A 12,779-nucleotide genomic window follows, 5' to 3' on the forward strand; every position below is an offset into this window, starting at 1 on the left:
CGATCTGTGCGGTGCGCGCGGCCCGGCGGCCGCGGGGCGGTGTGCCGGGGCGGGCCGGTGGTGCACCGGCCCGCCCCGCGCGTCACCGGTACGACTCGTAGGTGCTGGTGCCGTCGTCCTCGGTGGTGACCGTGGGGGTGGTGGAGGTCGTGCCGGTCCGGGTCCGCGCACCCCAAGTGGGCCGGTTGCGGCGGGACTTGGCGGACCGGGTCTCCTCGCCGAGGGAGAGGCTCAGCCCGTCGCTCAGCGGGACGGTGCCGTTCGCCGGCAGCCGGGTCCGCCCGGCGCCCCGCTCGCGCAGCCACGCGCCGCCCTCGGGGCTGCGCTGGATCGCGTAGCGGCCGTGGTTGCGCCGCTCGATGCGCGGGCTGCGGTGCGGTTCGACGACCGCGAACTCGTACCACTGCTTGTGGCCGTGCCCGGCCGGGTGGGTGGCGACCACGTCGCCGTCCTCGGAGACCAGTTGCAGCATCAGGCCGTACGGGTCCCGGCGGCCGCGCCGCTGCCGCAGCCAGGCGAGGACCGCGGCGACGACCGCGGCGAGCACCGCCGCCGCGATGAGGAACGCCCACCAGTACGCGTCCCAGAGGCCGGGCTCCGGCGTCACCGTCACCGACAGCGCGGACCGCACCACCCTCCGGTCGTGGTCGGTGGTGTCGACGGCGGTGACGGTGCCGCCGAGCTTCAGCCCGTCGTCGTCGAGGCGGTCGCCGAAGGCGTCGGCCGGGCCGAGGCGGACCGTCACCGTCTTCGTCCCGGATTCCTGGGGCTTCAGCTCGATCTCGGCCGGGCTGACCGACACCAGCCCCGGCTGGAGGTCGGCGACCGACAGCCGCAGGGTGTGCGGGGTCTTGCCGGTGTTGTGGACGCTCAGGGTGCCGGTGACCTCGTCCCCGGGGTGGGCGTCCGCGTCCGGCAGCCGCAGCGTGCCGGATACCGGCAGCACGTCCGGCGCGACCAGGCCGCTCTCGCTGCGGGTGTCCGCGCTGAGCCCGGAGGCGGTCAGCGTGCCGCTCACCTTCAGTGCCCCGTCGGCGCTGTGCGGGATCGTCACGGAACCGGTGAACGAGCCGTCGCTCGCGGTGGGGTCGGGCCCCTTCCCGTCGTCGGTGAGCTGCACCGGCACCGCGGCGAAGCCGTCCCCGGTCAGCTCGCTGCGGACCCGCAGCCCGGCGTAGTCCCGGGGGTCCTTGATCTGGTAGCCCTCGCGGGTCTGCAGCCGCATGGTCACCGTGGCCTTCTGGCCGGCCTGCGGCGACGGCGGGTCCATGGTGATCGCGCCGCGCAGCTCGCCCTGCCACAGCACGCTGACCCCGACCGGCAGCGAGCGGTGCCCCTCGGGCGCCTCGGCCTTCACCTGCCACACACCGGGCACCGGGTCGACGATCTTCAGCGCCTCGACGGCGTCCCCGGCGCCCGCCAGCTCGAAGTGCGACTTGCGGTACGACCCCGTGGTGGGCACCTGGTGGCCGTTCGGGTCGATGTAGGTGATCGTCACCTTGGGGTCGCTCTTGTCGACCACGATGCTGCCCACGGTCGCCAGCGGCGAGATGCCGACCTCCATGGTGGCCGGCGGCAGTTGGGGGCTGGTGCCCGGCTGGTAGCGCAGGCAGTGCGCCGCGGCGAAGATCTTCTCCAGCTTCGCGCCGAGGTCCTTGGCGCCGGAGACCTTCTCGGCCTTCGGCAGCGCCGAGGGCAGTTCCGTACAGCCCTTCTGGTAGCCGCCGGCGGCCATCCGGTCGAGCTGGTCCTTGTCCGGGTCGGGCCCGAAGCCCAGCGGCCAGATCTGCACCCCCTGCGCCCGGGCGTTCTTCAGCTCCCGGTCCAGCTGCCGCTCGCCCTCGTCCTTGCGGTGCGCGGGGTCGCCGTACTGCGGGCTGCCGGTGACGTCCATCTGCCCGTCGGTGAGCAGGAACAGCACCCGCGGCACGGACGGGTCGGTGCCGGAGCTCAGTTCGTGCACGCCCTGGCGTATCGCGCTCGGGAAGTCGGTGCCGGTGCCCTCGCTCTTCTTGCGGCTGCGCAGCTTGCCCACGCACCCGCCGATCGAGTCCCGCCCGGCCGCGTCCAGGGTGGTCCGCGGGCACACCGGGTCCACCGCACGCTGGTCGTTGGACTCGGCGGCGGCGAAACCGAAGACCGTGACGTGGGACGCCGAGGAGACGTCGCCCAGCGCGATCCGGGCGGCGGCGGCCTTCTCCGCCGTCATGTCGTCGGGCGCCAGGCTGGCCGACTCGTCCACCGCCACCGCGTAGTTGACGGATTTGAAGGCCGGTTTCGACGCGGCCGCCGGCACCGGATCATGGGCGGCGGGCGCCAGCAGGGATATGAGCACCGCGGCGCCGCCCAGCACACGGACCGCGCCGCGCCGCGCCCAGCCCCTTCCGTTCCGCCGTCTTCCCCTCACTGTTCCCACGGCCGTCCCCTTATTTCGTTTCTGCGTCGTGTGCTTGGTGGTGCGCCGCCGGCGGCGGCGCCGGGCCGGCCGCCGGTCAGCGCGCGGTCAGGCTCCAGGCCAGGGCCAGCGCCGCCGAAGGGGCCAGCGCGCCCACCGCCCAGCGGATGGCCCGGTATTTGGCGGACAGGATCGAGCTGACGTCCACGGCCTGGATGAGCAGCCACCCGGCCGGGTCCCGGCCGGCATCGGCGATCTCGGCGGCCAGCCGGGGCAGGTCGTGGGGGGCCAGCAGATCGCCGAAGAAGGTCACCCCGTCCTGCGTGCGGAGCGTGCCGGTACGCGGCATCAGCGCCCGGACCAGCGCGGTCACCGCGACCGCCCAGAGCACCCCGGCGGCGACCAGGGTGAGGTCGGCCGGACCGCGCCAGTCGGGCGCGCCGTGCCACCCGATCAGGAACGCCGGCAGCGCCAGCGCCCCCGAGAGCAGCACGGCCGCCTTGGAGTCGGCCCGGCCGAGGTCCTCCCGGACCGTGTTCAACAGCCGTTCGGCGATGCGTTCCCCCGCCCGGTCGTGGCCGTGCCGACCCCCGTCCGGCACCGGCACGACCGGGTCGGGGGAGTCTGTGGTCCCCCTGGCCGTCCCCCCGTCGGCCGTCATCAGTCCTCCTCCGCCCAGGACCATCCGTCGTCGCGGCTGCGCCGGCGGCGGCGCGGCGGTTCGGGCTCGGCGGCGGTCGCGCCGTCGTCGGCCGGGTCGTCCTTGCCCAGGTGCGACGGGCGCCCGGCCCGGGACGGCGGGTCGTCCGAGACCCAGTCCGGGGTGAACGGCTCGGACGTGCCCGGGCCCAGCTGCGGTGTCTCCCGGCGGGCGGGCAGCGAGCCGATGGGCCCCTGGACGCGGTGGCGGCCGCGGTTGAGGAGCTCCAGCGCCTGGGCCTCCACCTCGTTGGAGTGGATCTGGCCGCTGTCGACCATGGCGAAGAGCCGGTCGATGCGCTCCTTCTCGTCGGCCCGGCCCTCCTGGCGGATCTTCTCCAGGAAGTCCTTGGCCGCCTCGGGCTCGGCCGCCAGCATGTAGCTGAGCTGGTCCAGTTCGCCGCCCTGCAGCATGTCCCGGAACGTGTTCTGGTGGACCCGGGTCACCTCCGCCGAGGCGTGCGCGTCCCGGATGTCGTCCATGTGGTGGATCGTCCGGTCGTCCACCCGCAGCCGTACGTACAGCCGCACCCGCAGCCCGAGATCGGCGCCCAGGTCGTCCCAGCGCCCGCCGGCGCACTGCCGGGTGATGGCGCGGTCGGCCTGCTCGGCCTGGTTCACCGGGAACTCCGCGGAGACGTCCCGGAGCCGCTCCAGCGTCGGCGCGGTGAGCCGCTGGGCGACGTCGGTCACCACCTCGGTGGCGGCCAGATGGGGATCGCTCACCGTCCAGTGGATCTCCACCTCGGCCTTGAAGAACGTGGTGCCCCCGGCGGCCGGCAGCTCCAGCTGCAGCGTCGTGACGAACGTGCCGAGCGCGATCTCGCAGATGGTGTGCGGCCGGGCCAGCGCCCGCTTGTCGTGGTGCTGGATGCCGCGGACGGTGGCCACGCTGTAGCCGCCGTTCCGGTAGAACAGCACCGACGCCGTCCGCGCGCTCGTGTGCCGGAACGGCCCCGTCGGCGCGTACTCCCGCAGGAACGGCCCCGCGGGCCCCGGGCCGGCCGCCCCGCCCCCCGCCACGCCCTGGTCGTCAGCCATGCGTTTCCTCCTGGTACCTCTCGCCCGTCCGGTCCCGCGGCGGGACGGCGAGCCACCACAAGGAGCGCGCCTGCGCGTCGGGGAGCGGATTGTCCGGATCCTTCATCATTCGGCGCAGCAGCCAGTCCAGCCGCCGCCGGTCGTGCTCCTCGGTCGCCAGCGCGGGCAGCAGCGCCGCCAGCCCCGGCCGGGTCCACTCCCTGCCGTCCTTGCGCACGGCCGTGCGCAGCAGGGCCTCCAGCGCGTCCGTCGCCACCTCCTGCGACCGCGCGGTGTTCAGCGCGGTCCACATCAAGTCGGCCATGGGAGCGACGAGTTCGGGGTGCGCGACGGCGAGGGCGAGCGGCAGCGGCCAGTCCCCGCGGCCCCCGAGCCCGGAATCGGGCTCGGCGTCCAGCACCTCGTCCACCTTGGTCACCGCGAGCCGGACGGTGGTCACCAGACCGAGGTCCTGGTACGGCTCGCGCCGGTGCTGCGTCCACTCCGCCATCCGCCGCAGCACCGTCGCCCCGTCCGGCAGCGCCAGCAGCCGGACGACGTTGAACGACGCGACCGCCAGCTGCTCCCCGTCGTCCCGGACCCCGATCCGGGCCAGCGCGTCGAGGGAGTCGTCCGTGGTGGCCGCGGCGTTCCCGTAGCCCAGCGCCATCGCCGCGGTCCAGCGCAGCGACTTCGTGCCGTACCGGCTCCAGTCGTCGACCAGCCGCCGCACCGCCTTGCGGTGCGAGGCGTGCCCGGCCGCCTGGTCCATCGTGGTGGCCGCGAAGATCCGCCGGCGCGGCGTGCCCGCCTCGGCGAGCGGCCGGATCAGCTCCGCGTAACCGTGGTCGAAGTCCCGTACGCACAGCTCCCCGGCGGCCACCGCGGCCCGCATCCACACCTGGGGACGGGGGTCGTCGGCCAGCAGCCGCAGCCAGCGCACCACCGGGCCGCGGACCGGGAAGTGCCGGTCCCAGACCTCGCTCAGCACCGCGCCGGGCAGTGCCGCCCCGCGGTACCAGATCAGCTGGGCGGGCACCTCGAAGCCGGCCACCTCGACCTCGCCGTCGGTCAGTTCGGCCCGCGACAGCGCCAGGTCGGACTCCGGGTCGTCGCAGAACAGCGGCCGGGCCGGGGTGTGGTCCGGATCGCTCTGGACGGACAGTTCCCAGGTCAGCAGGTGTGCGGCGGAGGCCACCGCGCTGTGCGAGGCGCCGCCCAGGACGGCCAGCGCGATCCGGAACGCCACCGGGTGGAACAGCGCCGCCGTCCCCGGCCGCCGCCCCGCGCTCCCCTCCGCGGCCGGCGGCGGTGCAGCCAGCGCCCGGTCCACCCCGGCGAACCACTCGTGGGCCTGACCCGCCGCGAGACTCCGGCAGCCGGCCAGCAACTCCTCGTAGGAGACGCCGTCCAGCAGATGGCCGGCCAGCAGTGAGGCGAGCAGTTCGGCCTCGGCGGGGCGCAGGTCGTTCAGCCCGACCGCGTCCTTGACGTCCGTCTGCTCCGCCAACTCCTCGGCGCGGGCGAGGAGTTCGGCCACCCGCCCCCCGGCGTCCGGCTCGTCGTCCCCGGCCGCCGCGACATGCTCCTCCAGCCGCTCCCGCAGCCGGGCGGTGCGCAGTTCCTGCGTGGGCACCGGCGGGCAGAGCATTCCGTACCGGCCGGCCAGCAGCGGGTTCGCCGCCGCGCCGACCGTCACGACGATCACCGCGAACGACTCCCGCTCGTCCAGCGCCGCGGCCAGCCCGTCCAGGTCCATCGCGTCCGGCGGCAGCGCACCGGGCTTGCCGAGCGACAGCTCCAGCAGATAACCGGTGCCGTGCCGCTCCTCCAGCGAACCGGCCAGCTTCGGCACGCCGCCGTCCGTCTCGACGTCCACCCGCAGCACCCGCGGTCCGGCCCCGGCCTCATCGCCCGGGCCGTCCCCGGTGAGGGCGGTGACCTCGTCGAGGAGGGCCAGCGCGGTGCTGGTGCGCCCGGTGCCGGGTGCCGCGCCGAGCACCAGCAGCCGGCGGGCCCGCAGCGCGTTGCGCAGCCGTAAGTACCCCTCCGGTTCGACGTGCACCCGCCGGAGCCGGCGCAGCTCGTCGTCCGGCACCGGCCCGCTGCGCACCCCCGCGGCGGCCTGCCGGGCGTCCATCCGCAGGTGGATGTCCCCGATGTGGGCGCTCCGGATGTACGAACGGTCGAAGCTGTTCAGGTCCCGCCCGGTGTCGAACAGCATCCGGGTGGCGCGGCGGGCCCGCGACGCGGCGGCGAGGTCGGTCGGGCCGTCCTCGCTCTCCTCCCCGGCGAGCGGATTGCCGGTGTGCTCCTTGAACCGCCCCGCGGCGCGCTCCCGTTCCCGCTCCCGCTCGGCGGCCTCGCCGTCGGCGTCCCCGTCCCCCTTGTCGTCCGACCCGCGCGCCCGGTCGTCACCGTCCTTGCCCCGGGCCTGGTGCGCGCCCTCCGGGGACGCCCCGCCGGCCGCCTTCGGGGCCTCGGGCTCGGCCGGTCCCCCCGCCTGCTCCTCCTCGGCCACGTGCCTCAGCCCTTCCGCCGCTCGGCGTCACCGGTGATCCGCCCGATGTGCACGCCCTGCTGGTAGACGTTGTCGTGGTTCCGGGACATGTCGCCCCGGACGACGTACCGGTCACCGCCGGACCTGCCGCCCCGCGCGTCCCCGCCGCGGTCGACGTCCTGGTCCTCGATGTCGTCCTCGATGTCGTCCTCGTCGTCGTGGTCGGCGTCGCGGTCCGCGTCGTGGTGGCCCGAGCCGTCGTGGCCGCCCGTCCCGGCTGCCTTGCCCCCCGCCCCCCATGCGTCCGCCACCGTGCGGTTCCGCTCCTCGCCCGGATCGAGGCCGTCCGGTATCGCCGGTGCGTCCCGTCCGGGAAGGTGGAACCAGGCGTTGACCGCGCCTTCCTTGAGCGCCAGCCGGGCCCGGGAGTAGCGCGTCGGCTCGATGAACTTGCCGCCGCTGCGGACCACGTCCTCGTACAGCGACTCGGACACCACCAGCACGAGGTCCGCCCGCTCGGCGTCCAGCAGCTGCCGCCCGACGGGGGAGTCGGCCAGCCGGCACGCGAGGTCGACCGCGCGCCCGCTGACCCCCCGGTCGTCGCGCCGCACCGGGCCGACGTGCATGCCCACCCGCAGCCCCAGGGGGACCCGCAGGCCGCGGTTCTCCTCCCGGAGGTTCTCGCGCACCTCGACCATCCACAGGCCGAGCAGCCGGGTCACCGAGACCCGGCCGGCCACCGACAGCAGTACGCCGTCGCCGCGGTCCTCCATGTGGACCGCGTCCCGCGCCACCTTGGCGTGGCTGAACGCCGTTTCCAGGACCCGGTAGATCCGGGCGCGCATCTGCGGCTTCTCCACGTCGTCGTACTCCCCGGAACGCCGGGCGTCGACGCTGATCACCAACTCGTAGTGCGCCTCCGCGGCATCCCTCGCGTCCTCGTCCACCCCGAGCCCCCTGTCCTGCCGTTCTGTTCGATTGCCGTCCCCATCAGCTTCCGGCCCGGGACCGAGGCCGTCTGTAGCCGTTTACACACGCCGGGCGTGCGCTCTGCCCGTCATGTCCGCGCCCCCTGCCACGCCCGTCCGCGCCGCGCCCCTCCGCGCCGCGCTCACTCCTGGTGGCCCTCGGCGAGGAGGGCGAGCAGCGCGGGGTCGAGGATCTCCACCATCCGGTTGCCGGTACGCACGACCTTCTGCGTACGCAGCAGCCGCAGGGCCTTGGCGACGGCTTCGCGGGTGGCCCCCACGGTGGCCGCCAGCTCGTCCTGGGCCAGGTGGACGACGGTCCCGGGTCTGGAACGGCCGGGGACGGGCGGGGCGTAGGGGCCGGCGGGCTCGACCCGGGACAACTCGCTGAGCCGGGTGGCCAGTCGCTGCAACACGGTGAGCGAGGCGAGCGCGGACCGCTCCTGGTCGGCGCTGCGGAGCCGGAAGGTGAGCTGGCGGATCACCAGTCCGCTGACCCGCGGGTGCAGGGCGAGGAAGCGACGGAACGCGTCGCCGGAGATGACCTGGGCCTCGATCGGCCCCAGGGCGCGCACGGTGGCGCTGCGGGGATGGTTGTCCAACGCGGCCATCTCCCCGAGGAGTTCACCGGGGCCGCGCAGGCCGAGTATCAGCCGGGTGGCACCGCGGTCCGTGGCCACGGAAACGGTCACCCAGCCGCGCAGAATGATCATGACGTGACTGGACCGGTCGCCCTCCGTCAGGAGATGGGCGTCGGCCGCATAGCGCTTCCGGCTTCCGAGGGCCATCACGCTCTCGTTCTCCTGGGCTGTCAAAGCCCGCGCAAAAGCCAGCTCGTCGCCGAGCAGCCCCATGGCCACTCCCCCCACGGCAGTCCGTATGGCCGGTTTTTCGTAGGCGTTGATGGTCGCAGAGTGACGCTTTGGGTCGAGTGAATTACGCCACACCCCGCATACTCGGCAGTACTTCCCGAACCCCCAGGTGAACCGCCCCACCCCGAGTCGCCCGTACTGCCCAAACCCCTCACCATCCAGCCACCGGCCCCCACCCTTCAGCCAACGATCCGGAGGTCAGACCCCCGCCCACCCGAGCGGTCCCCGCCGCTCCCGATTGGCCAAAACTCGGGTTTCCGCCAACGGATCGGTAATTCCATTCCACACAAGAGGAGTCACTCCTTCCCCCACGCCACCACCCCCAAGATCGAAAAAACCCGAGTTTCCGCACTTCACCGCCCTGTCCGCGCTCACCCCACCTGGGTTGCCCGCACATGGCGAGTATGTGACGTAGCGCACACGCCGTACAGGGGGCAGCCGGGATTCGGTCGTGGCGCGGCACCGGTCCCCCGGCCCGGCGGGCCGCGCCGGCCGGGCGGGGTCGGTCGCCGCTCACCGGGGCCGAACGACTGATCCGCCGGCTCATGGCGGCTACCGGCGGATCAGCACAGCGAAAACTTCGGGGCGCACCGCCGGGCGTCATCGGCGCCCGCCGGCGGAATTTTCGGGTCAGAGGCGGCGTATCCGCGCGGCGATCCCGTGACCGAGCAGCAGGTAAATCACCGCGGGCAGACCGAAATTGAGGAATACCCGCAGTCCTTCGGTGTCCATGGTGAAGATGTCCTGGGACCAGCCCGCGAGCCAGTCGGCCAAACCGTGCACAAATCCGACGAAGACATTTCCCCGGTTGGCCTCCAGCAGGTACAGCAGGATCCACAGGCCCAGAACACCTGCGGCGATGTCCGCGATCGTGTGGATGACCAGGGCTGTCCGGTTTGCTCCGGAGCCGTCCCGGCTGCGCCGGTGGATGTCGGGATTAACGTTATAGGGGCCGTAATTGTCGTTTACCGGCAGGTGTTCGTGAGGGCTGTTCATGACCCCTTACTTGCCTCACCCGGGTACCCAAAACCTCGGTTAAACCTGCGATTTCATATCGGTTCCAAGATCCCTCTGGGGGTGGGGTGAACTCCCTTCCCCCGCCGCCCATTTCACTGTTTATAGTTGACCCGCTCATTCGCCTGCCGTGTCCCGTATGCGGCAGGCATCTTTCACACTCCGGGAGATTTATGCGCAAGCGCGCAATCTTCGCTGTGCTCGCCGCCGTCACCGCGCTGGGCGGGTCCACCGTCCCTGCCGCGTACGCGGACGAGACCGTCGGCGACATCCAGATCTCCGATGTCACCGTCAACGGCGGCAAGAACATCGCGATCGGCCTCGCCGACAAGACCGTCACGGTCTCGGTGACCGCGACCGACCCGTCGGGCATCTGGGACGCCGACTTCTTCCTCTGGCGCGGAACGGACCCCGACAACCCCGACGGCTACATCAAGCCGAACGAGGACACCACCCCCGCGGACTGCGTCGCCGCCGACGCGACCACCTCCACCTGCTCGAAGACGTTCACCTTCGAACCGGACTGGTGGCTCACCAACGCCGACGCCGGATCCTGGAAGGTCGGGGTCCAGGTATCGGCCAACGACGACAGCCGGGCCCAGCGGGACGCCTACACCACCACCCGCCTCCAGCGGTACGCCAAGCTCACCGTCAACGCGGGCCCGGAGCCGGTGACCCAGGGCAAGACCCTCACGGTCACCGGCAGGCTCACCCGGGCCAACTGGGACACCGACGCCTACGCCGGCTACACCGCCCAGCCGGTCAGGCTCCAGTTCCGCAAGGCGGGCACCAGCACCTACACCACCGTCAAGACGGTGAACACCTCCAGCACCGGCGACCTCAGGACCACCACCACCGCCACCACGGACGGCTACTGGCGCTGGAGCTTCGCCAGCACCTCCACCACCCCGGCCGTCTCCGCGACCGGGGACTACGTGGACGTGCAGGAGCCGTAACCGGCCGCCGGTGACCAGCAGCTGGTCACCGGCAACCGGCAGGACGTACGGGCGCGGCGCCGGATCTCCCTCGTCACACCCGGCGCCACGCCCCTACGGGCGGAACGGCCGCACCGCAGTCGGGCCGTCGCTGACGTGCAGGATCGCGTCAGCCGCGTCGAGGCTCGCCCGGTCGAGCGGGAAGTACCCCTGCTGGGGAGTGGTATCGGTCCGCGCACGGACGGGAGTCGCCGTGGTGGCAGCGGTGACCGCACCGGCCGCGGTCAGCCCCCAGCCGGTGGTACGGCCCTGCAGCACCGCCTCGTAGGTGTCCGCGGCCGGCTCCCCCAGCCCGAGGGTTTCGCTGCTGCCCAGGCTGCTGAGGACGACGGTGTACCGCTCGTCCAGCAGGGACCCCACGATGGCGCCGGCGGAGAACCAGTCGAGGTCCCTGTCCGCCATCCGCATGGTGCTCAGGTTCCTCTGCAGATGGACGTTGTGCGCGAAGACCAGGGTCGGCCCCCGTCGGGCCTCGATGCTCCGGATGTCGAGGAGGTTCTGCGCCATCAGCGCGTCCCGGGTGGCGAGCAGACGGGAGATCCGTGCGCTCTCGTCGATGCGCTGCGCCGACTGCTTGTGGTAGCGCAACAGGCCGAGACCGGCGGTGAGATGGGTCCTGGCCCTCCACCACTCGGCACGTGAGGTCGCCGCGATCAGCTCCGGGGCGCGCGCATGGAGCGAGACGAGCATGTCGTCCGCGAGCGTCCGCAGCCGCTCGGCCTCGGCCGTGTCACCGACCGACATCGCCGGGTCCAGGATCGCCTCCGCGCGGCTCCACCGTTCGTCCTCCCCGGCCAGGCGCGCGAGGTCCTCGCCGAGGTCGAGCTTCAGGTAGTCGCGGGCGTACTCGAGATAGCGGCGCGGGCTGGGTGCGCTGAGGTTCTCCATCTCGGCGTCGAAGCCGTGGAAGGCCAAGCGCTCTGCTTCCGGCCGGTTCTCGTTGTACTCGCGCATCCAGGCGACGAGTTGCCGGTTGGCGAGCAGCTCTCCGAAGTCGGTCGAGAAGCCCTCCCTCATCACCGCGTCGAGGGTGCCGGCTTCACCCTGGACGAAGTCGTTCACGGCGAGGGCGGTCACCCGGTCGATTTCGAGGGCGATCGACCGGAACCCATGGTCGGCCAGCTGACTGAACAGTTCGTTGCGGATCCGCCCGAAGGCGGGCTCCAGATGCGTCGGCTCACCGAGCGCCAGCAGCTCACATGACGTACTCACGAAGTCGCGTAGGTCCTGACTCATGAGCCTCAATCGTATCCTTGAAAGCACGGTTGAGACTTGCCACGCTCCCACCTGCCCACCACCCGATAGGCTCCCTCCAAAGTCTCAAACAGGAGAGAGCCATGCGGCCCTTCGACCTCGCGCGTGAGCACGGCATCTCGACCCAGGCGGTCCGCAACTACGAACGGGACGGCTTCCTCCCGCCCACAAAGCGCACGGCCAGCGGCTACCGCATCTACACCGAGGCCCATGCGGCAGCGCTCCGCGCCTTCCTCTCCCTCGTCCCCGCCTACGGGCACGCGGCCGCCGGCCAGATCATGAACGCACTCCACCGCGACGCCCTCGACGACGCCCTGGTGCTCATCGACCGCGGCCACAGCCAGTTGCTCCGCGACCGGGAGACCCTCGAAGCGGTGCGGACAGCGGTCGATCACCTGACGGCCGAGGGGGACGCCACCACGGACGCCTCGGCAGCTCCCGCCACCCGCACCATCGGCGAACTCGCCCACCAGCTCCGCGTCACCCCGGCAACCCTGCGCAACTGGGAGGACGCCGGCATCCTCACCCCCGCCCGCGACCCGGTCACCGGCCACCGCGGCTATGGCCCGAGCGACATCCGCGACGCCGAGTTCGCCCACCTCCTCAGGCGCGGTGGCTACCTGCTGGACCACATCTCCACCGTGGTCCGGCAGATCCGGACGGCCGGCGACACCGACACCCTGGCCACCGCCCTGGACGACTGGCACCACAAGCTCACCACCCAGGGCCTCGCCATGCTCACCGCGGCCACCCACCTCAGCCACTATCTGACCCTGCTCCACCACCCCGCGGCACAGGCGCTCCCGCCGGTCCGCCCGCGGTGACCGGAGCGGACCGGGGCCCGGGCTCCGACTCCTCCCACCGCCGTTGTCGTCAGCCGCGTCCGGTGAACTGCTGCCCGACCCCGAGTCGGCGCAGGTCGGTGAGGACTTTCGGGTCCTGGGCGTCGAGCCAGTCGCAGAGCTGACGGAAGGAGACCAGCCGGACGTCCTTGCGCTTTTCGTCGGCGATGTGCTTGAGCGCTTCCTCGACGGCGTCCATGTAGATGCCGCCGTTCCACTG

At 72.6% G+C, this 12,779-nt stretch carries 10 protein-coding genes and 1 pseudogene; 2 read left to right on the forward strand and 9 right to left on the reverse strand.

Annotated elements, in window-relative coordinates:
• Positions 1-82 precede the first annotated feature (82 nt).
• From AB0E02_RS30475 to AB0E02_RS30505, 7 genes are all read right to left on the reverse strand, one after another.
• Positions 83-2,416 carry a VWA domain-containing protein gene (locus tag AB0E02_RS30475; RefSeq protein WP_362145070.1) on the reverse strand — a complete coding sequence of 778 codons (2,334 nt, stop codon included), beginning with the start codon at positions 2,414-2,416 and terminating at the stop codon, positions 83-85.
• Between the two features lie 76 nt (positions 2,417-2,492).
• Entirely contained in the window at positions 2,493-3,056 is a 564-nt protein-coding gene (locus tag AB0E02_RS30480; RefSeq protein WP_362145073.1) for a Pycsar system effector family protein, read from the reverse strand.
• Positions 3,056-4,135: a hypothetical protein gene (locus AB0E02_RS30485; RefSeq protein WP_362145076.1), complete on the reverse strand. Its 1,080-nt coding sequence runs from the start codon at positions 4,133-4,135 to the stop codon at positions 3,056-3,058. Before AB0E02_RS30485 ends, AB0E02_RS30480 begins: the two co-directional genes overlap by 1 nt.
• Positions 4,128-6,635, reverse strand: coding sequence for a hypothetical protein (locus AB0E02_RS30490; RefSeq protein ID WP_362145078.1), 2,508 nt, complete (start codon positions 6,633-6,635; stop codon positions 4,128-4,130). The genes AB0E02_RS30485 and AB0E02_RS30490 overlap by 8 nt, the downstream gene beginning before the upstream one ends.
• A 5-nt stretch (positions 6,636-6,640) precedes the next feature.
• Entirely contained in the window at positions 6,641-7,561 is a 921-nt protein-coding gene (locus AB0E02_RS30495; protein WP_362145081.1) for a hypothetical protein, read from the reverse strand.
• A gap of 164 nt (positions 7,562-7,725) precedes the next feature.
• Positions 7,726-8,436 (reverse strand): Crp/Fnr family transcriptional regulator, encoded by a 711-nt coding sequence (locus AB0E02_RS30500; protein ID WP_030411423.1) that lies wholly within the window; start codon positions 8,434-8,436, stop codon positions 7,726-7,728.
• 648 nt (positions 8,437-9,084) lie between these two features.
• The gene (locus AB0E02_RS30505; protein ID WP_362145085.1) at positions 9,085-9,450 is read right to left on the reverse strand and encodes a hypothetical protein; all 366 of its coding nucleotides are present in this window, start codon (positions 9,448-9,450) and stop codon (positions 9,085-9,087) included.
• A gap of 191 nt (positions 9,451-9,641) precedes the next feature.
• On the opposite strand from AB0E02_RS30505, the gene AB0E02_RS30510 reads away from it, so the two are divergent.
• Entirely contained in the window at positions 9,642-10,424 is a 783-nt protein-coding gene (locus AB0E02_RS30510) for a calcium-binding protein (protein ID WP_362145087.1), read from the forward strand.
• 93 nt (positions 10,425-10,517) lie between these two features.
• Here AB0E02_RS30510 and AB0E02_RS30515 read toward each other — a convergent pair whose 3' ends face one another.
• On the reverse strand, positions 10,518-11,699 hold the full coding sequence (locus AB0E02_RS30515; RefSeq protein WP_362145090.1) for an erythromycin esterase family protein: 1,182 nt from the start codon (positions 11,697-11,699) through the stop codon (positions 10,518-10,520).
• 101 nt (positions 11,700-11,800) lie between these two features.
• Between AB0E02_RS30515 and AB0E02_RS30520 the strand changes: the two genes are divergently transcribed.
• Entirely contained in the window at positions 11,801-12,541 is a 741-nt protein-coding gene (locus AB0E02_RS30520) for a TioE family transcriptional regulator (RefSeq protein ID WP_362145093.1), read from the forward strand.
• 49 nt (positions 12,542-12,590) lie between these two features.
• Here the strand turns inward: AB0E02_RS30520 and AB0E02_RS30525 are convergent.
• Positions 12,591-12,779: pseudogene (locus AB0E02_RS30525) on the reverse strand (hypothetical protein); the annotation flags it as partial.

This window comes from Streptomyces sp. NPDC048196 (assembly GCF_040652715.1).
Lineage (GTDB): Bacteria > Actinomycetota > Actinomycetes > Streptomycetales > Streptomycetaceae > Streptomyces > Streptomyces siderophoricus.